We start from the raw sequence: 23885 nt of genomic DNA, 5'->3' as shown, positions 1-23885 counted from the left end.
GCCTCTCCAAGATATGTTCAACCGAAGGCGCGAACCACTGGATAGAAACTACGAGCCAGCTTGCTTACGGATTTTGCGCGAACCGATGGTTAGTTTCCAGATCAAAGGGTCATTTGTTAAATGACAAAAGATCAAGTCGCCGTACACGTAGTTGCAAGTTTTGGAACGACACCTATTCCGGACACATGTGCATCAGAGCATTCGTCCAGGCCCCACCTCCGTTAGAAAAAGTGCTTCTTCCATCGCCGTTGATGATCTTTCCTGCGACGGGAAATAACATTGCCAGCCTCATCATCGACAAAGGAACCAGGAACCCCAAGCGGCAATGTCACCGGCGTGGCAATTGGTCAATTGGGCACCGGCATCCTCCCGAATGGATGGATGTGCACAAGGTCAAGCGGTCATTGCGGAGCCGATCCATTGGTTGCGGTACCGACGGTTTTCAGTGGCATGGATCCGGTGTGCTCCACAGCGGATGAATCCTCCGGGAAGGCCGTCTCCCAACCACCGCCGAGGGCCTTGTAGAGGGTGACGAGATTGACTGCAGCACCTGCCTGACTCTGCGCCAGATCGCTTTCGGCGTTTAGCAGGTCTTTCTGCACGGCGAGCACGTTGAGGAAATCAATGGCGCCCTCGCGATACCGTTGCTGCGCGACCGCAAACGCGAGCTGGTCCTGCTGCACCACCTCCTTCAAATGGTCACGGCGGCGCTGCTCGGCATCGTAGGCGGACAGTGCATCGTCCACTTCGTGCCAGGCTTGCAAGACCGTGCGCTGGAAGATGATCGCCGCTTCCTGCTGCTGAGCCTTGCGCAGCTGGAGCGTGCCCCTGAGTCTTCCGCCCTGGAAAATGGGCAGCGAAATCGAAGGACCGAAGACGAACTGATGCGAAGCCCAGTCGCCCAGGCTGGAAAGCTGGAGCGACTGTGAGCCAAGGCTACCCGAGAGCGAGATCTGGGGATAGAAGTCGGCCTGCGCAACGCCGATCTCGGCAGTTGCGGCATGCAGTTGTGCTTCCGCACGCCGGATGTCGGGACGCCGTCGTACCAGTTCCGACGGAAAGCCGATCGGCGCTTGGGCCGGTAGCGATGGAATATCGCGCGGGTCTGCCAACGTCTGTGCGAGTGCACCGGGTTCTTCGCCGAGCAGGAAGCTTAGTGCGTTGATCAGTGCGTCGCGGCGCGTCTGCAGCGGTGGCATCAGAGCTTCGATCGATGCAACCTGCGCCGATGCGTTGGCGACATCGAGGGTGGTCGTAACGCCCTCGGTTAGCCGCAGTCGTGTCAGCTTGACGCTATTGCCGGCGAGCGCAAGATTCTGGTTCGTGATGTCAAGCAGGGTCTGCGTGGCGCGCAGCTCGATATAGTCGCGGGCAAGCTCGGCTTGAGCGGAGAGCAACACAGCGCGGCGTTCCTCAGCCGATGCCTGCATTGCAGCGTTGGCTGCTTCCACGCCGCGCCGTGCGTGGCCCCACAGGTCCAGCTCCCAGGACGCATCGAAGCCGTATTGCCACAGGTTGTAGGCGGGCGATCCGCTCGAGCCGGGCAAACTGGACACACCGAATGCGGTGGTTCCATTCGCAGATTCGGGCTGTGCTCCGACGGGATTCGTGCCCAGCAGCGAAACAATGCCATTCGGGCTCGCCTGCTCGCGGTTGTAGGACGCCGCACCGGTTAACGTAGGATACAGTTCCGCACCGGCGATGCGTAACCCGGCCCGGCTCTCCAGCAGCCGCGCGGAGGCGGCCTGGACGTCGAGGTTGTCGGTCGCGAGCCGCGACTCCAACGCGACCAGCTCAGGGTCGCCAAGGAGGGCCCACCACTGGGGCGCGAGCGTTGCCTCAACGGGCCGGCTCGGCGCCTCAGCGTGATCGGCACGGGCGAAATCACTCGTTGCCGCAACATTGGGCCGCTGGAAATCCGGTCCGAGCGTGCAGCCGGCAAGCATGGCACCTGAGAACAGGGCCAGCAGAACGGACCGAATGGAAATGGAGCGCTCCATCAATTTGCTCCCGTTCCTTTAACTGATGCATCACTTGCGGCGACATTGACTGTCGGCTCGACCGAAAGACCCACTCGCAACCGGGCTGCTCCAGGCTGTCCGGGATCCACGGTGATCTTGACGGGCAGGCGTTGAACGATCTTGGTGAAATTGCCAGTTGCGTTGTCTGGCGCAATCGGCGCGAACGCGACGCCCGTCGCCGGCGCAAGGCTATTCACATGGCCCGTTAGAACAAGGCCCGGAAAGCTGTCCACGGTGATGCGCACCGGCTGATGCGGGTGCATGCGGGCAAGCTGGTTTTCCTGAAAGTTGGCAATGACATACGCTTGTGACAGGGGTACCACTGCTAGCAACGGCGTACCCGCACTAACGATTGCGCCAATGCGGATCGAGCGCTGACCGACCATACCGTCAATCGGTGCGCGGATTTCCGTATAGGAAAGGTTAAGCTTCGCCTGATCGAGCGCGGCCTGGGAGCGTGCCAACGCGCCGAGCGCGTTGACACGCTCCGCACGCAGAATATCAAGCTCCTGCCGGGCAGCTTGCAGTGCAGCACTGTCGCGATCGTGGTCCGCCTGTTGCTGTTCGAGCGCGGTCACGGCGTGCTGCTGCTCCTCCATCGTGCCGGCGCCGCCCGCGGAGAGATTGCGGTAACGCGTGGCGTTGGCACGCGCGAAGTCGATGGCGGCCTCGTCGGAGTGCAAGGTTGCTTGCGCCTGTGCGACGAGCGCAGGATGCTGCGCAATCTTCGCATCGAAATCACTCACCACAGCCATCGCTACCGTCAGCTCGCCCTGCGCGCTGGCAAGAGCGGCACGATAGTCCCGGTCGTCAATGCGGGCTAGCAACTGACCCGCTTTCACCACCTGATTATCGTCGACCAGGACGTCAGCAATCTGGCCGGCTATACGCGGCGCAACGAGCGTGTAGTCGGCGCTGACATAGGCATCGTTCGTCGTTTCGGCGCTGGGTTCGGAGAGCAGCTTTGTGCCGCCCCAGACGCAGCCGGCTATTAGCAAGGCTAAGGCCCCTAGCAGGACCGGCTTTCGGGATGATTGAGCAGGTAGTGGCATTTTCGGTGCGCTTAGCGAGAAGTTGTCTGGGCGGGCGCACGGGGCGGACGAACGCGCACAGGCACGATGGGAATGAGAAGCACAAGGGCGGCGGCAAAGACCGCCATGACGATATAGAGGTCCGCCGACATGAGCACAACCGCCTGCTCATGAATCCGGCCAGCCAGTTGGGCGAATGTCCCCGTGTGATCGGCGGCCTGTCCGGAGATCAAGGGTTCACCGCCCAGCTTGTCGACGAGCATCGCGGAATGATAGTGTTCACGCACGGTGCCAACCCCTTCCACCAGTCCGATGCCAATCGCCCCGGCAAAACCCTTCACCATGTTGAACATGGCTGACGCGAACGGGCCCTCGGTTGGTGGCAGTCCGGTAGTCGTTTGCAGCAGCAGCGGAATCACAGCCATCGGTTCGCCGACAGTGAGAAGCGACTGGAGCAGGTAGAAGTTCTCGCGCACCCAGTCCGAGGTCATGAAGCTGCCGAGGGCGCAAGAGAGCGCGATGAGGGTCAGGCCAATCCCCAGCACCCAGCGGCAGTCAACACGTTCGATGTTGAGGATCGCCGCCGTAACCGGTAGCGCGATAAGCTGCGGCAACGCGACGACCAGCGCCAGCGGTGCAATCTGCAGGGGCCGATAGCCACGCACCTCGGCGAGATAGTCGGCGGGAATAATAGCCACGCCCAACAGGATCACCAGTACTCCAGCAAGCGTGACCAGCGAATGGGTGAAATTGCGTCGGGCCAATAGCTGCAACTTGAAAAAAGGCAGCGGGTGTGACCACTCGTTCAACAGGAACAGACAGAACAGCAGCCCCCCTCCAACGAGCAACAAGCAGATCAGCGGCGAGTTGAACCAATCAAGCCGGTCGCCCTGGTTAAGCCCGATCACCAGCATCGAGATGGCAGGAAAGCCGGTGAGCAAGCCAACCCAGTTGAATGAGCGAAAGCGTTCCAGCCTCAGCGGATCTTGCGGCAGACCATAGGCGATCGCCGCGCTGCTCAGGAGGCCCAGCGGCACCACCTGCCAGAACACCATGTGCCAGCCGACGTACTCGATCCACAAGGCGGCTAACGGGGTGCCCAGATTGGGCCCGAACGTAGCGGTGAGCGCATAGCTGGCGAGTCCATAAAGTCTGACGTTGGGCGGCAGGTAGCGCAGCGCCGCCGTCATCAGCATAGGCGGCAGGCACCCGCCGGCAAGCCCCTGCAGCGCCCTCAGGACGGCAAGCGTTTCGACATTGGTGGCGAATGGGCAAAGGAAGCCCAATAGTGCGAAAACGAGGGTCGCGCCGATCGTGAAACGTCGCAGAGAGAATGTCACTGAGCACCAGGGTGCGAACGCCATGGCTGAGACATTGGTGGCCTCAAAGAGCGCCGTCAGCCAGGTTCCCTCGTCGTGACCGATCGACAGTGCGCCACGCACGTCGATCATTGCCACGTCGGTGACGTGTTCGTTCAGCCCGGCGGCAAACGAAGCGAGCAGCACTCCCACCAGTCCGATCGCAAGCCGTAGCCCGAAAGCGGGTGGCGTAGGCGCTGCGGGTGGCATAGGCGCGGCGGGTGGAGTAGGCGCAGCAGCAGCCACGGGTATCTGCTGGCTTGGCACGGGTGCCAGAAGTTCGGTGGTCGTCATACTGATGAAACCGTAACGGCGAATGAAAGCGCGGAGGGCACGCTTCGGCGAGCTGCTGCAGGGCAGATCGCTGCCATAGACGCAGCGGCGGTGCAGGCCCGCCGGGACAGCGACCAGCGCGTGATGAAAAAATATATAAGCAGACTCGGCATGGCTTACACCCGGTGTGTTTAGGAAAGTTACCTTACTCTAGCAACTCCTGATTTGGCCGTACCGTTAAGCAATGCCAACCTTCGTCGCAATACGGACAACCGGGCAGAAAACGCGTACTCGCGAACGCAGGTATGCGAGAAAGTGATTTTCCATTTCAAGTGAGCACATCATCGGCAACAATTGGCATCGGCCTACGACCAGATGGCAAACCAGTTCATGCGCTGCCGCCAAAATGTGAACGCACCACAATACCGGCTTGCCTGCGTGAGGGTAGGCATGCAAACCTTCAAGGCATCAGAAATAGAAACAGGGAATTCAATGCTGTATTGTCTTGCTATATATATTAGGAATACTGATGTTTCACGTTTTTATTGTTCGATCTTCAACAATTTGATAGCACCCTTCCGGCCAACCCCGCTTCATTCATTTCCGCCCGTTCAAATAAACGGTTGGTGCGATCCCGAGCGTGCGCCGGAACATCGCGGTGTAGGCGCTGGGACTTTCATAGCCATGCTCCAGTGCGACCTGCAATACTGAGGCGCCCGCCGCGAGACGTGGGAGGCTTAGCAACAGGCGCATGCGGCGCAGCCACTGGCCGAAGCTCATCCCGAGTTCGCGATGGAACATCCGGGCGAGCGTTCGCTCGCTGACGTTGACCCCGGTGGCAAGATCTGCCAGTGTCACGGGTCCGGAAGGGCTTGCGATCAACTGCTCGCACAGGCGCATGAGTCGCGGGTCTCGAGGCATAGGCACATGCAATTGCAACCGCGGCGCTGACTCAAGTTCGTCGAGAATCAGCTCCATGACTCGGTGATCCCTACCCCCAAGCTCGTAGTCAAGCGGTACGCGTGTCGCGGCGACGATTGCCTCGCGTAGGAACGGTGACACTCCGATGACCTCACACGCGTCTGGAAGACAGGGACGGGCATCAGGGGCCACAAAGACCGTGCGCATGCTGACGTCGCCAAAAAACCGCACCGCATGGTCCGACCCAGTCGGCATCCACACGGCGCGTCCCGCCGGTACGACCCAACTCCCGTGCTCGCTTATGACTGTCATCACGCCACTCAATGCATGAATCAGCTGTGCACGTAGGTGGCGGTGCGGCGGAAAATAATAGCCATGCGGATAATCGCTTGCCAGCGCCGCAATTGCGCGGGGTGAGCGCTGGCAATCCTCGATGGTTCGCAAACTTTCCATAGTGCGACGAATGTAGCCGTTCCTAAGTCAGATTAGTCGAAAATCGACTGTTGAGAGATTGCCTAGCCCCTTGTCTTGCCGATGTTCCACATTCCATCCGGGAGCCCTCTTTGATGCAGTACTGCTCCTGAGCTAATCAGTGACCCGCGCTCGGCCGTGAACAACTTATTTCGGGTGTCGCCAGCGTTACGCCATCATGTCCGCGGTAACCCGGAGATTGATCAGAGCGGTTAGAACGAAGGCACAACGAAGCTGCAGCTTCCTCAGGATCATCCGCATGCTGTGACCGCTCGCATCACTGAGCGCGCCTTGTGCGTAGCGACCAATCTGCAATGCCATCCGTAGTGCTTCGTGGTTGCAGGTCTGCTAGAGCTTCGGTCCGTGCCGCACCTCAGTGTTCACGAGGTGTTCGCGACACCGCTCAAACAACCCTTGATCGGCTGGATGTGCAATCCCATGCATATGACAGCGGTGTCAACAACCACGCACTTCACGCCAGACGTCTTGATCCTGACAACTTTCGCCAGCGAATCCTATGGATGCATTCTAGATCCGTGTTCGATTTCAGGGTTATCGAATTGTCCTCAAGATTATCAAAGAGTCCAGCCCCGTGAGCAGGCCTTTTCCGGAATCCGCTATGTTTCACACGCTCCCGAGATTCCGCCGGCACTCGCTTATCAGACAGTCCATTTTTTTCAGGGTCCACGCGTGCACTCCAGGTGTATGACCAATACCCTGCTCTTCTAGTGCGTGCTAGCCTGTAAAAACTAAAGGCCGTGCAGCGACTACGACTGGACAGCCACTTTTTGGAGCGAGGCAAAACATGAATCCACAACTCTTTACCAACGTGAAGATTTTCGACGGCACGGGTGCGCCAACGTTCGTGGGCGAAGCGCTTGTCGAAGGCAATCTGATCCGCACCGTGGCGCGCGGAAATGGCGGGATTACGCGCGAATCCTACTATGACACCATCGACGGGAAAAGCATGACGCTGATGCCCGGCCTCGTCGAAGCCCACTCGCACGTGACCTACAGCAACATGGCGAAGTTCGGTGACCTAGGGCTGATTCCGCTTGAAGAACATACAATCCTCGCGCTGCAGAACGTCAAGCTGATGCTGGACTCCGGCTTCACCAGCCTGTACTCGGCGGCTTCGGCGAAGTTCCGGCTCGAGGCGGTGATTCGCGATGCCATCGATGCTGGAAAATTCCCGGGGCCGCGCATGCGGGCGGCCTCGCCGGAACTCACATCAACAGGAGGTCTTGGCGACGAACGTCAGTACCACACGAACCACCAAGGCTTCGAATTGATTGCAGACGGCACCGAAGAAATCAGGCGAACGGTCAGAATGCTGATTCGCGAGGGTGTCGATACGATCAAGCTCAACATCTCGGGTGACATGTTTGCTGGACGTCCGGGGTTCGCCCGCCGCCTTTCCTATACGGAAGCGGAGGTCGCCGCCGCTGCGGAAGAGGCCCATATGCGCGGCGCCTGGCTGTCGTGTCACGCCCGTGCGGATGCGGCCGTGAAGCTTGCCCTGAAGTATGACTTCCGCGTTATCTACCACTGCGATTTCATCGAGGGCGAGACGTATGACCTGCTCGAGGCAAAGCGCGACAGCGTGTTTCTCGCCCCGGCCATCGGCGTAATTTACGCAACCGCGTACGAGGCAGAACCGTGGGGCATTACCAGAGAGTTTGTCGAAAAAAGCGAGCTCTTCACCATGCTTGAGCAATGCTCGAAGGTGTACGGCGAACTCAGGAAACGCGGTCTGCGGATTCTCCCGGGCGGCGACTACGGGTTCGCATGGAATCCGATTGGCACCAACGCACGCGACCTGGAACACTTCGTCAACATTGTTGGCTTCACTCCCGCCGATGCCCTGATGGCGGCCACTAAATGGGGTGGAGAAATCATGGACATACCAAACCTCGGTCTTGTCAGCGATGGTTACCTCGCCGACCTGCTGCTCGTCGAGGGCGATCCGGTCGAGAACATCAAGCTTTTACAGGATCGCGACAACATCAAGGTCGTGATGAAGGACGGGGTCTACTACAAACGACTCATCCCAACACCCCCCATGTAAGAACCAAAATGTCACTGTGTTCGAGATCGGGAAAGCGAAAACGTAGGACGTCGCGATTCCTTTTCTCTACAGCAAGGCGACCCAGCACCGGATCGCCTGCCATGGTTTCACATGCCCCACGGGTAGCGTATCGTTGGAAGCATATTGGACGCTGCGCTTCAACAGTTCAGCGTCCGCAAAGCGAGGCGATGCAGTCCTCGGTACCTACCCTGGAACCAAGATCGCCGGAGTCCGCGAGAAACCCCACATCGCTTTGCAAGTGGCCGGCAACCGCCTGTTACGACTGACATCAGCGGGATCGCGAGACTCCCACGCCTGTCGGCCTCACATCCCGGGGCCGGTCACCACGAGCTTACCGAACGAGCCTCGTTCCAAGTGGTCTAGCGCGTCTGGGAGCTGGTCGAACGGATATGTTCTCTCGATCACGGGTTTCAGTTCCTGCCAGTCGACCGCGCGCACCAGGTCTTCTAGCGCACGCCGCGGCCCGACCCCGATGCCCTGCACGGTGGCGCGTGCCTGCAGCAGTGGGAAGACGGAGGTCCGCAGCTCGTCTCCCTGCAGAATGCCGATAACCGATATACGGCCGCCTTGTGTCAATGCCTCCAGCGACTGGCCGAAGTTATCTCCACCTGCCAACTCCACAACGTGGTCGGCCCCGCGTCCGCCGGTGATCTCACGCACCATTGCTGCCCAGTCCGGCGTCAGCTTGCGATTAATGCCATAGGCAGCGCCCAAGTGCTTGACGCGTTGCAGCTTGTCGTCGCTGCCGGAGATCACGATGACCCGTGCGCCTTGAGCTCGCGCGATCTGCACTGCGAATAGGGCGACGCCGCCAGTTCCGATCACAACCACGGTGTCACCTGGACGAGTCGACGCACTCTCGGCGAGCGCAAACCAGGCAGTCAGGCCGGCGCAGGTTAGTGTGCTGGCCTCAACCGGGTCCAGCGAACGCGGCGCAAGCACAAGCGAGTCCTCGTCGAGCACGACATATTCGGACAGCATGCCTGGCCCGGGCACGCCGTGCATCACGCTGGTGCGGGGCTGGACGCCATCGACCCATCCGGAAAAGAAAGTGTTGATCACCGCGTCGCCCACCGAGAAGCTAGTAACACGCGGTCCCAGAACGACAACCTCACCGCTCATGTCGGAAGCTGGCACGAGCGGAAGCGGCAATGGCATGCCCATCCCATCCCGGGTGATAAGCAGATCCCGGTAGTTCAATGCGATGCCTTGCACCTTCACCAGCACCTGACCAGGGCCAGGCACAGGCACAGCGACTTCAGCCAGTTTTAGATTTGCGCGACCATAGGTAGGCAATTGCCAGCGTTGCATTGAGAATGGCATAGCGTTCTCTCGTATTAATATGTTGAGAGACGCAGGATAATGGTTCTGCCGACAACGGAGTGCTTCATATTGATCGGCGGTATGCAGATAAAATGGAACCAATAAGTGGAACCTGTCTCACATGATCGGCTGGCCGGAATTAGCGCCTTCGTGGCAGCAGTAGAAGCGGGAAGCTTCGCGCAGGCGGCGGCGCGATTGAGGCTGACCCGCTCTGCAGTGGGCAAATCAATCGCCCGGCTTGAGGCGCGGCTGGGAACTCGGCTCTTCGTGCGAACAACGCGCAGCCAGAGCTTGACTGATGATGGCCGGATCTTCTACGAGCGTTGCGCCCGTGCACTGGAGGAGCTGGACGCCGCGCAGCACGTCCTCGAAGCAGGGCGCGACGAGCCGGCAGGCCGGGTACGGATAAGCGCGCCGGTGGTCTTCGGTCGCCTGCACGTGACGCCCGTTCTGCTACGTCTGACGAAGCGCCATCCGCAACTGCAGCTCGAGGGGATCTTCAGTGATCGCTTGGTCGACTTTGTCGACGATGGCATTGACCTAACGATCCGCAGCGGCCTCCTGGCCGACAGCGATGCCATCGTGGCGCGCCGGCTCGGCGAGCAGCCCATGGTGCTCTGCGCCTCGCCCGCCTATCTCGAGAGTCATGGAACCCCGCATGATCTTGCCGATCTCGCCGCACACCTAGGCATCAACTACATGCGTGGGGGCCGGGCATTCCCATGGCCACTGACGAACGCCACCGGGCATGTGGTGGAGACGGAAATCGCGCACCGGATTGGATTCGACGACATCGGGGCGATAGCTGCCGCCGCTCTCGACGGTGCTGGGCTAGCTCATGTCCCGTACTGGCTGGTGAACGAGCATTTGCAGTCGGGGGCACTTGTCCGTGTTCTCGGTGAAGCCTCGTCGATCATGGTCCCGCTGCACGTTATCTGGCCTCGCACCCGCTACCTGCCCTACAAGTTTCGGGTGGTGATAGACGCGCTGCTAGAGGCCATTCCGCCGTCCCTGCGACCAGCAAATAAGCTTGGCTGACGGCATGCCCGCCTTGATCTACTTTAAGGTTGTATCAGCGATACCGTTAGTCATACTAATATTACGCAAATTTTTCGTTCGCGAAATACAGCAATTTCCCAATGGCGTTGCACGCCACACCAACACGCGGGGCTGTCGCTGCGCGCCTGTAATCGGAAGGGGAAACCCCGGTATGCTCCTTGAAGAAACGCGAAAAATTGCTAGCCGCAGAGAATCCCAGTTCATCTGCAACATTTGTCAAGGGCACATCTCCGATCACTAGCTTGCGAATAGCCTCCTCGAGGCGAATTGTGCTCCAAAACACCTGCGGCGTAGTGTTGAGTTGGTCGCGAAATAGCGCGAACAGTCGTGCCCTCGATAATCCTGCCTCGCTCGCAATCTCGTCGATAGTGGCGCGTACATCAACTCTTTCGCGCATGAGCGCTATCGCCAACCTCAACTTGCGACTGAGCAGCGGGAGGCCTGCAGCCAACGGACCTGGTGAGTGTGTCACCAGCGACGCCTGAATTGAACCAGTAATGAGCTCCTCAGCTGCGATCTCAATCTTCTCTTCCAGTTCCGGGTGGAACAATATCAGGTCCAAAACCTTCCAGAGACTGGCGCGCAGCTCGGGACTGACGGCAATACGTGGGGAGGCAAACACGAACGGCCTACCTGCCGTGGCGGCCCTTTTGTCCAACCACTCCTTATTGATATACACCGAAATGAAAATGGCCGGCGTACTTGACGACAAGAGCTTCCCATCGTGCTGTTCGAATGGCTTAATCGCGACAGCATGCGTTTCGCTGAGACGGAAAACCTGCGTGCCTATCCTCGCTTCAGCGTCAGCGCCACCGAGCCACCAGACAATATGCGCTTCCGAGTGCGCATGGGAAACTAAGCCTGTCCGCAATGGCAGCAGCGAAATGCGACCGAACGCCCCTTCGTGCATAGCAAATATCTCGGCCATCATCGTCTCCTACAGTAATGTCACAATTGTTTAATTGCTCATCATTTATGACGTTTTACTTTAGTAATACTAAAGTATCTGGCAGGTTGTTCCAGCGTGATGTTGCCTGCTGCCGTTTCATATGGCGCGAAGTTCAGCCTGCCACTTCGGTTGCAAGTTCGCGTTATAGCCGCGGTGCGAGAACAGATATGCCACCTAGTCGTGTACCCATCCGAATCGGTACAGATAGCGTGCTGGCGTGAAGCAACGAATCACTTCTCGCTCACCCGCGGTGACCAGTTCGAACGTTCTACGATGCTTCTTACATTGTATAACTCCTTCGGTCGTCAGGGATCGGTACAGGTGGGAGAGCACCTATGTTGTCGCATGGCCGCTTGGTCGTCTTCCTGTCGCGCCGATCTTGCGCAGACAAATCGAACACTGCGCCGTGTGGCTCCAATCAACTCCATTGGGAGCATTCCTTCCGTCGGTCATCGCCGACCTGGTCGAGATGACATTCACCACCTCGAGCCAGCGCCACGGGCCTGATGTGCGGGCCATGTTCGGGGAGAATGTCACCAAGCAGCACTACTGCACCCTTTACGGTAAGCTCAATGCGGCCCCCGACCGGCAACTCCGCCACCTTTCGCGGCGTAAGAAAAACACAGTAGTTGCCACAATTCATAACTGAGGATGTCAGCCGGACCCCGTATCTCGGATACGAAACGGTCTCGGCGGCACTATCGCGGCCTAGCCGTTGCTGCATACCCGAAATTGCCGCCGAGCTTCCGCCTCCCCCCTCCAACGCAACAGCCCCTACGCGCCGAACAGCCAAAATCTAGCTGTTCTCGAATTTCAGCGCGCGGTGTTTAGATATGAACGACCGCATTCCTCAGAATGCCGATACGATCGATTTCATTTTCAATGACGTCGCCTGGCAAGCAATAGCGTGTCGCCGCGACCAATCCCTCCTGGCCTTGCCACTTTCCGCCGAGTTCGGCGTCGGTCGACCAAGCCGTGCCAGCGGGCGTTCCGGTAAGGATCACCATGCCGGGACGCAGGGTGAAGTTGATCGAGAAGAAATGAATCAGGTCCGCGCACGTCCAGATCATGTCGGCAGTCGGACTTGATTGTCGCAACTCTCCATTGATCCGGGTACGCAGTGTCAGGGTCTGCGGGTCCCCGATCTCGTCAGCGGTGACAATGCAGGGTCCTAGCGGCGAACTGCTGTCGAAGGCTTTGCCACGACCCACTTCGTACCAGGTGAAACCTTCAGGCGATCGCCGAACCTGCCGATCCCGCGCGGTGACGTCGTTGGCAACCGTGTAGCCGAAAACGTGATCAAGCGCCCTTTCAACCGGAATGTGTCGACCTTCCCGGCCGATGACAATTGCCAGTTCGGTTTCGCAATCGAGCTTCTGTGTAAGTTCGGGGTCGTAGACGATCGGCTCGTCTGGTCCCACCACGCAGTCCGATGTCATCACGAAAAACTCCGGCTCTTTGCCGCTGATAGGCGCGCCGACCTTTTCAGCGTTATGCGCGCGATAGTTGCTACCACTACAGAGAATAGTCGAAGGTAGAAGCGGCGAGGTCAATCGCACGTCGCCAAGCGAGTGCCTACCCTCGCCGGAGTTCACGATTGCGTTCGCCACCGCCCTGCCAGCCTCGCCAGAACGAATGAAGCTTGCGGTATCGGCAAACAGAGCCCTGTTCTCAGATCTCTCTCCGATGTTGGTCGCTAGCGGATCGACCATCTCGTCATCGAGCAGAAAGCCAAGTCGACGCAAGCCGTCGACTGTGAAATTAACGATTTTCATCTTTATCCTTTGCTCTCGGGGTAATCGTATTCGTTTGTTGATGGCGACACCTCGCCCTCAAAACCAAGGCTACACCATCAATCCAATTGGTTCAACCAAAAAAAACATCAACCATCACACCTGCCTGCCGGCCTTGGAATCGCCAGTTCAGATTTCCCTGCACGAGAACGGAACGTCCCAGCCATCCACGCAATCGGAAAACCGCACCTCACACAACAACCGGGCACCGATCGCTGCTTGATCCAGGTCCCGACCTACCGGCCAGATACGCTCATCTACCTACAAAACCTTCAGGAGCATCGCAGCCACCCGTCGCAACATCAACTGGCATGACACATTGGATCGGGTGCGTTGCGAAACTGTTCGCCTCCTGAGTTCCGTCGCCAAAACAGAAGTACAAGTCAGCGCCACAGTCTTTTTTAAATTGTTACACCACTGATCGGTGACTAAGTAGTTGACAATTGGACGCACCAAGTTATACATTGGCTACACCAATTAGCAGATTGGTATAGCCAATGATCAAAGTCTGTTGAGCCAAATCAGACAGGATGCAAGGAGAACAGGTCATATGGAGAAGTTTGATTTTGGCGTGGTGGACGTTCATCGCCGCGCCCGGCGTCTGGCCAACGCGCCATGGTTCTCGGATACTCCGAACCCGCGAATTCTCAACGCGTATGAATTGATCAGGCGCAAGGATCAGATCGATAAACGCGAGGCGAAAGCCGCTGTGAGCGTGCCGGACAAATGGGCCTTGATCCGCCGCGACACGGCGCCCGGAGCCGACCTGTTCACGCTGGAAACTGCCCCTGGAATGCCAAAAATTGGAGGGCAATCGTGACAGCGGCCCATCCAAATGGCGGCGATTGCCCTTCTTCGGCGCACCGAGAGACGAATCTTCGTCTTCGCCTTCGCACACCCGAGCCTTTCCTGGCGCTTTTCTCCATCATCCCAGCGGTGGAGCTCGTCGAAATCGCGGCCCAATCCGGATTCGACGGCATTATTCTCGATACAGAACATGGCAGCTATGGAACCGAAACGCTACCCGCTCTTATTCTCGCAGCAAGGGCCTCTAACATTTTTCCTATAGTGCGCGTGCGATGCAATGATGCCTCTCTCATCGGTGCGGCGCTCGACGCAGGTGCAGCTGGCGTGTTGGTCCCCCAGATCGGATCAATCGAAGAGGCAACACATGCTGTACGGGCCGCCCGCTTCGCGCCGCAAGGTAATCGTGGCGCCAATCCCTGGGTGCGAGCCGGCGGCTACGGTTGCTCTCCACGCTGGTTTGAGACGGCAAACAACGAAACCGCCGTTCTCCTGATGATTGAAGGCCCCGCGGGGCTGGAAGCACTTGACAGCATCATGGGCATCCCCGATCTCGACGGCATCTTCCTGGGTCCGGTCGACCTATCCCATGCACTGGGAGTGCCCGGGCAAATCAATCATGCGACAGTGCGTGCCGCACTTGCCACAACGATTGCTCGTGCACTTGATGCCAGCATCGCGCCGGGGGTCTTCTCACCCACGGCGACGGAGGCAAAAACCTGGCTTGATTGCGGCGCGAGGTTCGTAGCGGTCGGTGTTGACACAGCACACATCGGTTTCGCCCTCGGCAACCTCGTTCAAGACGTACGATCCACCGCTCAGGCAAGCGGGCGCATCCTGGACTGATCACTCAAGGAGTTATACACAATGACCAAGACGAAGGTAGCGATCATCGGGTCCGGCAACATCGGGTCCGATCTGATGATCAAGGTGATACGGAACAGCAAGTATCTGGAAATGGGCGCAATGGTTGGCGTCGATCCCAACTCAGACGGCCTCGCGCGTGCATCCCGTTTGGGCGTGGCAACAACGGCCGAAGGTATTGACGGCTTGCTGGCCCTCGATATCTTTAAGAATATCGAAATTGTCTTCGATGCAACCTCCGCCGGTGCACATAAACACCACAATGAAGTACTGCAGGCGCACGGTGTGCAGGTGATTGACCTGACTCCTGCGGCTATCGGCCCCTATGTCATTCCCGCCATCAATCTCGAGGAGGAGGACGCGACGAACATGAACATGGTGACATGCGGCGGGCAAGCCACCATTCCAATCGTCGCGGCTGTCTCACGCGTTGCAAAGGTTCACTACGCGGAAATCGTAGCGTCGATTGCGAGCAAGTCGGCGGGCCCCGGCACTCGTGCCAACATTGATGAATTCACTGAGACCACGCGCAGCGCGATCGAGAAGCTCGGGGGTGCGACGCGCGGAAAGGCGATCATCGTACTCAATCCGGCCGAGCCGCCGCTGATCATGCGAGATACCGTGTTCGTCCTCTCTGAAATGGCGGATCAGCAAGCCATCAAGGAGAGCATAGAGAAGATGATCGCGAAGGTGCAGACCTACGTACCCGGCTATCGACTTAAACAGCAGGTGCAGTTCGACGTGATTCCGGCTGATAAACCGCTGAACATACCCGATGTCGGTCTGATACACGGCCTGAAGACGTCGGTGTTTCTCGAAGTCGAAGGAGCAGCACACTATCTGCCTTCGTACGCCGGCAACCTCGACATCATGACCTCCGCCGCCCTCGCCTGCGGCGATCTAACGGCACAACGTCGGCTGGCTTCAGGCATCACACGCAGCATCAAGGAGGCGGCACAATGACTCTCGATAAAAAGATCTATATCTCCGACGTGACGCTGCGCGACGGCAGCCACGCCATCCGGCATCAATATAGCGTTGCCAATGTCAAATCAATAGCCGCCGCCCTTGATGCAGCTGGCGTTGAGAGCATCGAGGTTGCTCACGGCGATGGCATCGATGGATCAAGCTTCAACTATGGATTCGGCGCACATAGCGACGTAGAGTGGATTTCGGCGGCCGCTGAAAGTGTGAAGACTGCGAAGATTGCCACGCTGCTGATTCCGGGCATTGGCACCACGCACGATCTACGCAACGCGTACGATGCAGGCGCCCGCATCGTACGGGTCGCCACGCATTGCACGGAGGCTGATGTCTCGCGCCAGCACCTTGAATTCGCACGCGAACTGGGCATGGACCCGGTCGGCTTTCTGATGATGAGCCACATGACCACGCCTCAAAAGCTTGCCGAGCAGGCAAAGCTGATGGAAAGCTACGGCGCAACCTGCGTCTATGTCGTGGACTCGGGCGGCGCACTGGGTATGAACGATGTTCGCGACCGGTTCCGGGCATTTAAGGATGTGCTCAAGCAAGAGACACAGACGGGAATGCATGCACACCACAATTTGAGTCTCGGCGTAGCGAATTCGATCGTTGCCGTCGAAGAGGGCTGCGACCGCGTCGACGCAAGCCTTGCCGGTATGGGTGCCGGTGCGGGGAACGCGCCGCTCGAGGTATTCATTGCCGCCGTGGAACGACAAGGCTGGAACCACGGTTGTGATCTGTACAAGCTGATGGACGCCGCCGACGATCTGGTCCGACCGTTGCAGGACCGACCCGTGCGAGTGGATAGGGAAACGCTCGCGCTGGGTTACGCAGGCGTCTATTCGAGTTTCCTGCGCCACGCAGAGCTCGCAGCGGCCAAATATGGGCTGAAGACGGTTGACATCCTCGTCGAACTTGGTCGCCGAAAAATGGTAGGTGGCCAGGAAGACATGATCGTGGATGCTGCCCTGGATCTGCTTCGCCAGGATGCTCCTGCTGTCGCCCAGCACGGTTAGGATCGCTGTGACCGCGAGAGGCTCCTTAAGTGACTACTTTCGGTGTCCCCTGGGAATCCACTACCATCGAATGGTGGCTTTTTTTAGCGGCGACGACGGGTGGATGAGAGAATTAAGCGCGACTATTTAAGACGCCAAATGTCCACCTTGGTAGTCGTTCGTCGCTCACTCCCGGGAGCACTACCGTCCAACCGTTTAACAACTTACGGCCTGCCACGTGGAGATTTTTCCAGATAGCTATTGATTTTTCATTCTTCAATTAGGCACCGGCCTGTCGTCCTCATCCCCGCTTCGTGGGTATGAGCAACCTCGCTTCCTTGATGCCCTGCCTGAATGTCTCACTGTCTTCGTGTTGGTGGTCACAAATCAGCTCTTTTCCGGAAGCTTTGTACACAATCCCGCAGTATGCCCTGCGTTCCCTGTATCAAAGCCTCGGCCAGGCCAAAGCGCGAGCGAGGACGCTAGGTGCATGACGAATACCCAGCTGTCCTTGACCATGGTAGCCTTTAAGAACTAAAGGTCTTCCAGCGTCTACTGTTGGACAGCCACTCTTGGGCGGAGACAGGAACATGAAACAGCGACTTTCTACCGACATGAGATTTTCGGACGGCAGAGGCGCGCAGTCGTCTATTGGCGAAACGCGTGTCGAAGGAAATCTCAGCGGCGTTGCGCCCGGAGCCGTCTCCGTGCATCAAAGTCCAACGCGAGTGTCGACGGCTCCAGGAGCGCAGGGAGCATTGCTCGCGACAGGTCGTTTTGGACGGGTCGTGGGCTGCTGGGCGCACCGCAACATCGGGCTGCATGCCCATGATGAGATCCAGATTACATTCAATCTTGGTGACGGACCGCTGCACTATAGGATCGATGACGCACTCGTAGTGGTGAAGCCCGGTCAAGGTGCGGCCATTCCCTCTTGGGTGAAGCATTCGCGTGATGTGGACCTCACCGTACCAACATATCTGATTGTGATGGCGATTTCGCCTGCATGGCTGCGTGCGCATAATAAGGCTGGCTATAACATCAACGGGGGCGTAGAGGTCTTTGCTGTACCTCGCTCCCTCAAGGAGATCCTGGCGCATTTGCGATTGTCGTTGACGAATCCGAGTTTGGACGCGTCAGAGCATGTGACGGCACTCGTCAACGCGCTTATCGATGGCGTGGGCTCAATAGGCTCATCCGCTCCGTTTCTCAATTCAGCCGGCCTGAAGGGTTATTGGGACAAGCGGATTTTGGACGCGGCCAACCGTATTCAGCTGTGCAACGGACGAACAGACGTCGACCATCTGGCGAAAGAACACGGGCTCTCCAGAAGCCACTTTTATAGCCGATTCTGTGCTCACTTTGGCTTTTCGCCGCAACTGCTGATTAACGCTGTCCGGATGAAAACTGCGCTTCATCTTTTACTGGAGGGCGATGATTCTATCGCGACGATCAGCGATATGCTGGACTTTAGTGTGCCCGGCCATTTCACCCGATTCTTTACCAAGCATACGGGTGAAACGCCGATGTCCTACAGGACGAGGAACCTCATCCTCGAGTCGCTGTGAGATATGAATTCGGGAGGCCTGTGCGGGCGCGGTTCACTTTGCCCACGTCTGAAATAAGCTGCGTTATAAAATCGATGAATCCGAACCCAAAACTTTAATCTCACGCGAGAAAGATAGCGGTTCGTTTACGCGAGTCCGCAACAACGCGGTGGTGGGCCGAGAAAAAGGAAGGTCGCGATCTCAAACGTAAAGCGTTCCTGACCGTTCGGACCATCAAAATCCATTCGTCGGCCGGGAAAACCGGTGTAACCATCTGCAGGCAGGTATGTCGAGTTAGATCCGCAGGCATCTGCGGCACGCCGTTACGCTACAGATGCCAGGCCGGCGTGCGAAACGACGACCTGCGGAGCACCGCGCACCGTTGCCCGACGCTCCGCAGGACGTGGCGGTGAACAGCACTGGAATACCAAAGCCGCCATGGGCACGGCGGTGCCCAACTGGAACTGGATGGTGGCCGCTGTACCCGACAGATCCGTGCGCTGCAAAGATGACCCATAGTCCATCGGCTAGGCGGGACATGCGGTCAGCGTCGTCTCAGTGCACCCACGCCACGGACGACGGATTATCGCAGTGTCGTGCCGGAGATGCCGTGCCATCGCGTGGGACCCCGACCTGCACTCCACGACTACCTTCCGATCCGATCAGATGGGCTTGATCAAACAAAAGGGTCACTCTGCAAACATTCCGGTTACCGGCTGCCCCGCACCTTCGTCTATAAATCGACTTCAGGAAATGAGGCAAAGGGAGCACTCGAATGCAGATCGTGATTGGTACTGCAACAATGATGGCATGGTCCAGCTCTGACGAAGGCGAAACCTGGAACAGAATGACGAAAGGAGTTCATTATCCGGTGATGCCTGCGTGGACGTTGAGTTCGCATCCTGCTCGGCTAGGCGAACTTCTGGTAGGTACCGATAACGGAATTATGCGTTGGCGTAGCGCCGACGAGGGGTGGGTTCCACTGTTCAACGAGATCAGTGGGACGCCTGTCTGGGCACTTGCCCACGCACCATGGGACCCCGACTTCATCCTCGCCGGGACCCGACGCCCCGCTGCTTTCTATCGCTCGACTGACGACGGCAAGACTTGGAAGTGGCTTCCTGCACGCCTGGCGCAAGGTTGCCCCGCCGTAACCTATCCGCGCGTCACCAAGTTTGTGTTCGATCCGAAGAACGAGAACACGATCTGGGGTGCTGTCGAGATTGACCACATCTGGCGTTCGAGCGATCGTGGTGAGACATGGGAGCAGAGCACTCGCGGACTGATATCCGGCGACATTCACGGGCTTGCTGTCTCACCGGTTAAGGAGCGCGTCTTCGCCGCGACCGACCAAGGCCTCCACATGACCACCAATGAGGGTGAGACGTGGTCCCACATCCCTCTAGATGTGCCGAATCAGTATACGCGCTCTGTGGTTATCTCGCCTCACGCCCCCCAAACGATTTTTGTCACAAACGGGAATGGGCCACCGGGATCCTGGGGCTATCTTTTACGTAGCGACGACCACGGTGACACGTGGCGCAAGGTCCCCATGCCGACAGAGCTCAACAGCACGCTCTGGAAGTTTGCACCTCATCCCGAAAATCCAATGGTCATCTTCTGTACCACCAAGCTCGGACAAGTCTTCCGCTCCGCCGACGGAGGCGCCTCCTGGACGAAAGTAAAGCAGGAGTTTGGAGATATTCGCAGCTTGGAATGGGCGTGGATATGACCACCCCGCTGCGATCAAAAGTTGACAATGGTGTAAGTCCCTTATGGTCACCACTCTGGTAGCACGCAAGTCAGCAATAACCGACAGCAGATGGAGCGATATTATGGGAAGCCATATCAGTTTGCGCGCAAAAGATGGGTTTGAGCTGTCGGCCTATAAGGCGGGACCAGAGGCCTCTACGTATGGGTTGGTTATCGTGCAGGAGATCTTCGGGGTCAACGCGCATATCCGCGAGGTAGCGGATCGCTTCGCTAACCGAGGCTACAAAGTTGTCGCACCCGCGATGTTCGATCGCATCGAGCGTGGCGTCGACATGGGTTATTCGGAGGAGGAAAGGATAAAGGGTCGCGCGTATCGCGGCCGGATGACCGACTCCACGACGATTGCGGATATCGAAGCGGCTGCTGATGCGCTCGGGACATCCCGGCGCGGGATCGTCGGCTATTCACTCGGCGCTTATGTGGCGTGGCTTGCCGCTACCCGTACGCGCGTTTTCCAGGCCGCCTGTGGTTGGTACGGTGGCGGAATGGTGGCCTTGAAAGACGAGAAACCAAACTGCCCGGTACTACTGCATTTTGGCGACCAGGACGCGTCCGTGCCGATGGCGGATGTGGATGCTCTGCGGGAGGTGCGGCCAGAGGTCGAAATCTGCGTCTATCCGGGCGCGAAGCATGGCTTCGGCTGTGATGCTCGTCCGGCGGGGTTCAGTCCGGCTGACTACGATCTCGCCCAGGGGCGGACACTTCCGTTCCTGGACAGGCATCTCGGATGAGGATGGCGACCGCGCCGATGAGGCCAATGCCACGACACGGCAGTCCGACCGGGCACGCTTGTCTACCACGGCACGTTGGAGCCGGGCATGACCACCGAGGACACACCTCCGAGGTCTTTGCAAACATCATCAAGCCGTTCAATCAGCATCATCAAGAGTAGCGACATGACAGACATTACTTTGGCGCAAGCCCTGCGGATTATTGACGCTGCGTTGTCCGAGGCGCGCAAACTGAATCTGCAGCCGATGACAGTCGCTGTACTCGATCGCGGCGGCCACCTGACCGCCCTAAAACGCGAAGACAACTCCGGCAATATGCGGGCCGAGATCGCGGCCGCCAAGGCGCGGGGTGCTTTGGGTCTTGGACAGTCGACCCGCGTTATGTCCGAACGGGTCGACCATCTGCCGCATTTCTTCGCAGCGATTGCGGCACTCACTGACGGCAACGTCATCCCCGTCCCGGGTGGCGTACTCATCCACGACACGGAAAAGCGCGTTCGCGGCGCGATCGGCATCAGCGGAGACACCGCTGACAACGATGAAAAGTGTGCACTGGTCGCGCTCGCCGCTGTCAGCCTGAGCGATTGACATAGAGAACGTCACGTTGCTTGACAGCAAGGCGTGCCGACTGATTTGGAGAATTGACTTTGAAGTATTTTATGTTTTCGAGAGATGACCACATGGCCATCGGCGCGCGCACTGGAGGCGGTTTCATTGATCTGACCGCGGCAGGACTTCCCACCACGCTAGACGCGATGCTCGCGTCGGGATCCGATGCTATCGATCGTGCCGAAAGTATCGTGAAGCAGGCGAGGCGTGTCGAACCGGTCCTCGGACTGCGCATTCTGACACCACTCCAAAAGCCGTCCAAGGCTATTGCGGTTGGACTTAACTATGTCGATCACGCTGCTGAGATTAAGGCCACAACGTTGGACTATCCGGTGCTGTTCCACCGGTATCCATCTTCGTGGGTCGCACACGACGAAGCGCTGCAATTGCCGAAGGTATCGAGCCACTTTGATTACGAAGGCGAGTTAGTCGTGGTTATTGGCAAGGGCGGCGTTACATCTCGAAAGAGCATGCGTTCGATCACGTGTTCGGCTATTCAATTTTCAACGACGGAACGTTACGCGATTATCCGTTCAAGTCGGCACAGTGGATGATGGGCAAGAACTTCGATCGTTCGGGAGCCTTCGAACCCGAGATCACCACCGAGGAAGAATTGCCGGCTGGCGCGAGAGGCCTGCGGATTCAGACGCGCCTGAACGGACGTGTTGTGCAGAGCGCAGTCACCACGGATATGATCTTCGATGTCGCGACTTTGATCTCTATTTGCTCCGAACCTTTTGCGCTGGCGCCAGGCGACATCATCATTTCGGGCACACCAGCAGGCGTCGGGTTCTCAAGGAACCCGCCATTGTTCATGCAGGCCGGGGATCAACGCGAAGTGGAGATCGAGGGTATTGGCACACTGCGTAACGCAGTTGCAGCGGAATAGCCCAGTACAGCCGGCCGAGACAGGGGCAGGAGGATTGATGCGACAACTTACTATCAAAAGTGCTGGTGCGGCACGTGGCTTGGTTGGCATGGTGTCGGATGCGTTTTTAGCTCGCCACCGGATAACATTGTTAGCGGACTTTGCCGCGGTGGGGACGACCTTCGAGCGCGTTAGCGAAGCCATGCGGGCGCAGCAGCATTGCGATTTAACGGTTCTGACGCCGGCATTGTTACAACGTCTTGAGCAGGCCTTCCCACATCGCGTGTCGCCGGCCGGCTCGCTCGGTTCGACGATGACCTGCTTCGCATGCCGTGGCGATGTGCGCGCGTTCGACATCTCCACCATTGAAACGCTGCGCCGGACTTTGGGTGAAGTAGATGCGATCTACACCGGTGATACGCGGCAGTCGACGGTCGGGCGTCATCTCGTCCACATGCTTGAGACGCTTGGTCTCACTGGCGACCTGCGCCCCAACGTTGTCGAGTTTCCGGGCGGCGCACCGGCTGTCGAGGCACTTGATGACGCCAAAGACAAGCGCGTGCTCGCCTTCGCACAGCGCACCGAAGTCCTCCAGAACCCCGGGGCGGTGCTCGTCGGCCCATTACCGCAAACCTTCCGTCTCGCGACGGAATATGTGTTGGCGGTGATTGACCACTCACGGCCTGCTCAGGATTTCGCCGCCTTCCTGACGGCTCAGTCTCTGGCGAGTACGCGACGGGAGAGCGGTTTCGATCCGGTCTGATCGAGAAATGATCCATAAGCAGGGGAGGTGCAAGTGCACCCACAATTACATATATCGGAGATAGCCAAATGTATCCCCTCAAGAGGGACATGAATTCCCTGAAAAATCAATGCTACCTTACGCCCTGATCTGACCAGGTCGAATCAGCGTGCGCATGGCCGCGCACGTTCACCGCCGCTGCCGACGCCGAAGTGCAGATAGTTCCTCCGCCCGAGCGCGACCGCGAGCGGATGAGGGTCGAGTCGCGTCGCTCGTCATTGATGGCGATTCCTCATATCTTCGATCCGTTAGTCGAGGAAGATCGGCTAGACACCATTCTCGCATGCCGACGGGTATGATTTTCCGAAGCAGCCTCCCGGACGTTGCCGCCCGTGCCAATGCATCCGCCGACCCTAATGGTCGGGCGCGCCAGCCCCTCGCTAGACTACGCTCGGCCGGATCTCTGTCAGGTCGTGGAAAGGGAAGCTGACGCAGTTGATTCCTGCGTCACCGCACAAGTCTGGGAAATCGATCAGCCTGCTTGAGTTGTCGCGGACGACTACGCTCGACGCGGGTAGTGTCTATCTAGACACAATGTATTGGACCTGCTGTACCTCAAGCGACGCGGGTTAAGCTTGAGGCTCCGAAGAACCGAAGGCTCAGAGCCGCAATTGAGGAGA

Annotated in this window: 18 protein-coding genes and 3 pseudogenes; 12 read left to right on the top strand and 9 right to left on the bottom strand. The window is 58.3% G+C overall.

Annotation, left to right across the window (positions count from 1 at the left end):
* Positions 1 to 401 precede the first annotated feature (401 nt).
* The 5 genes and pseudogenes from ABH944_RS40270 to ABH944_RS40250 form a co-directional block, all read right to left on the bottom strand.
* A complete protein-coding gene (locus tag ABH944_RS40270; RefSeq protein WP_404614119.1) occupies positions 402 to 2000 on the bottom strand; it encodes an efflux transporter outer membrane subunit in 1599 nt (532 codons plus the stop codon).
* Positions 2000 to 3073, bottom strand: a complete 1074-nt coding sequence (locus ABH944_RS40265) for an HlyD family secretion protein (protein ID WP_404614117.1) — start codon at positions 3071 to 3073, stop codon at positions 2000 to 2002. The genes ABH944_RS40270 and ABH944_RS40265 overlap by 1 nt, the downstream gene beginning before the upstream one ends.
* A gap of 11 nt (positions 3074 to 3084) precedes the next feature.
* The gene (locus tag ABH944_RS40260; protein WP_404614168.1) at positions 3085 to 4620 is read right to left on the bottom strand and encodes an MFS transporter; all 1536 of its coding nucleotides are present in this window, start codon (positions 4618 to 4620) and stop codon (positions 3085 to 3087) included.
* 660 nt (positions 4621 to 5280) lie between these two features.
* A complete protein-coding gene (locus ABH944_RS40255; RefSeq protein ID WP_404614166.1) occupies positions 5281 to 5745 on the bottom strand; it encodes a helix-turn-helix transcriptional regulator in 465 nt (154 codons plus the stop codon).
* 57 nt (positions 5746 to 5802) lie between these two features.
* Positions 5803 to 6057 (bottom strand): annotated as a pseudogene (locus tag ABH944_RS40250) (AraC family ligand binding domain-containing protein); the annotation flags it as partial.
* 823 nt (positions 6058 to 6880) lie between these two features.
* Between ABH944_RS40250 and ABH944_RS40245 the strand changes: the two are divergent.
* Entirely contained in the window at positions 6881 to 8143 is a 1263-nt protein-coding gene (locus ABH944_RS40245; protein ID WP_404614115.1) for an amidohydrolase family protein, read from the top strand.
* A gap of 324 nt (positions 8144 to 8467) precedes the next feature.
* Here the strand turns inward: ABH944_RS40245 and ABH944_RS40240 are convergent, their stop codons facing one another.
* On the bottom strand, positions 8468 to 9487 hold the full coding sequence (locus ABH944_RS40240; protein WP_404614113.1) for a zinc-dependent alcohol dehydrogenase family protein: 1020 nt from the start codon (positions 9485 to 9487) through the stop codon (positions 8468 to 8470).
* A gap of 105 nt (positions 9488 to 9592) precedes the next feature.
* Here ABH944_RS40240 and ABH944_RS40235 point away from each other — a divergent pair, with 105 nt between their 5' ends.
* Positions 9593 to 10525 (top strand): LysR substrate-binding domain-containing protein, encoded by a 933-nt coding sequence (locus ABH944_RS40235; RefSeq protein ID WP_404614111.1) that lies wholly within the window; start codon positions 9593 to 9595, stop codon positions 10523 to 10525.
* A gap of 61 nt (positions 10526 to 10586) precedes the next feature.
* Here the strand turns inward: ABH944_RS40235 and ABH944_RS40230 are convergent, their stop codons facing one another.
* Entirely contained in the window at positions 10587 to 11477 is an 891-nt protein-coding gene (locus ABH944_RS40230; RefSeq protein WP_404614109.1) for a helix-turn-helix domain-containing protein, read from the bottom strand.
* An 845-nt stretch (positions 11478 to 12322) separates the two neighbouring features.
* A complete protein-coding gene (locus ABH944_RS40225) occupies positions 12323 to 13270 on the bottom strand; it encodes a fumarylacetoacetate hydrolase family protein (protein WP_404614108.1) in 948 nt (315 codons plus the stop codon).
* Between the two features lie 568 nt (positions 13271 to 13838).
* On the opposite strand from ABH944_RS40225, the gene ABH944_RS40220 reads away from it, so the two are divergent.
* The 5 genes from ABH944_RS40220 (at position 13839) to ABH944_RS40200 (ending at position 18503) form a co-directional block, all read left to right on the top strand.
* On the top strand, positions 13839 to 14108 hold the full coding sequence (locus ABH944_RS40220) for a hypothetical protein (protein WP_404614106.1): 270 nt from the start codon (positions 13839 to 13841) through the stop codon (positions 14106 to 14108).
* Entirely contained in the window at positions 14105 to 14938 is an 834-nt protein-coding gene (locus ABH944_RS40215) for an HpcH/HpaI aldolase family protein (RefSeq protein ID WP_404614104.1), read from the top strand. The genes ABH944_RS40220 and ABH944_RS40215 overlap by 4 nt, the downstream gene beginning before the upstream one ends.
* Positions 14939 to 14959: 21 nt before the next feature.
* Complete coding sequence (locus ABH944_RS40210; RefSeq protein WP_404614102.1) at positions 14960 to 15919, top strand: acetaldehyde dehydrogenase (acetylating); 960 nt, start codon at positions 14960 to 14962, stop codon at positions 15917 to 15919.
* Positions 15916 to 16956 carry a 4-hydroxy-2-oxovalerate aldolase gene (dmpG, locus tag ABH944_RS40205; RefSeq protein ID WP_404614100.1) on the top strand — a complete coding sequence of 347 codons (1041 nt, stop codon included), beginning with the start codon at positions 15916 to 15918 and terminating at the stop codon, positions 16954 to 16956. Before ABH944_RS40210 ends, dmpG begins: the two co-directional genes overlap by 4 nt.
* 569 nt (positions 16957 to 17525) lie before the next feature.
* On the top strand, positions 17526 to 18503 hold the full coding sequence (locus tag ABH944_RS40200; protein WP_404614098.1) for a helix-turn-helix domain-containing protein: 978 nt from the start codon (positions 17526 to 17528) through the stop codon (positions 18501 to 18503).
* Positions 18504 to 18670: 167 nt separating this feature from the next.
* Here the strand turns inward: ABH944_RS40200 and ABH944_RS40195 are convergent.
* Positions 18671 to 18810 (bottom strand): annotated as a pseudogene (locus ABH944_RS40195) (LysR family transcriptional regulator); the annotation flags it as partial.
* Between the two features lie 447 nt (positions 18811 to 19257).
* Between ABH944_RS40195 and ABH944_RS40190 the strand changes: the two are divergent.
* The 5 genes and pseudogenes from ABH944_RS40190 (at position 19258) to ABH944_RS40170 (ending at position 23226) form a co-directional block, all read left to right on the top strand.
* Positions 19258 to 20214, top strand: coding sequence for a WD40/YVTN/BNR-like repeat-containing protein (locus ABH944_RS40190; protein ID WP_404614096.1), 957 nt, complete (start codon positions 19258 to 19260; stop codon positions 20212 to 20214).
* A gap of 43 nt (positions 20215 to 20257) precedes the next feature.
* On the top strand, positions 20258 to 20986 hold the full coding sequence (locus ABH944_RS40185) for a dienelactone hydrolase family protein (RefSeq protein ID WP_404614095.1): 729 nt from the start codon (positions 20258 to 20260) through the stop codon (positions 20984 to 20986).
* Positions 20987 to 21073: 87 nt separating this feature from the next.
* Positions 21074 to 21574: a GlcG/HbpS family heme-binding protein gene (locus ABH944_RS40180; protein WP_404614093.1), complete on the top strand. Its 501-nt coding sequence runs from the start codon at positions 21074 to 21076 to the stop codon at positions 21572 to 21574.
* A gap of 71 nt (positions 21575 to 21645) precedes the next feature.
* Positions 21646 to 22484: pseudogene (locus ABH944_RS40175) on the top strand (fumarylacetoacetate hydrolase family protein).
* A gap of 37 nt (positions 22485 to 22521) precedes the next feature.
* Positions 22522 to 23226 carry a substrate-binding domain-containing protein gene (locus tag ABH944_RS40170; RefSeq protein ID WP_404614091.1) on the top strand — a complete coding sequence of 235 codons (705 nt, stop codon included), beginning with the start codon at positions 22522 to 22524 and terminating at the stop codon, positions 23224 to 23226.
* Positions 23227 to 23885 lie beyond the last annotated feature (659 nt).

Origin of the sequence: Caballeronia udeis (assembly GCF_044909315.1) — a bacterium.
Lineage (GTDB): Bacteria > Pseudomonadota > Gammaproteobacteria > Burkholderiales > Burkholderiaceae > Caballeronia > Caballeronia udeis_A.
This window is presented reverse-complemented; position numbering and strand designations above follow the sequence as displayed.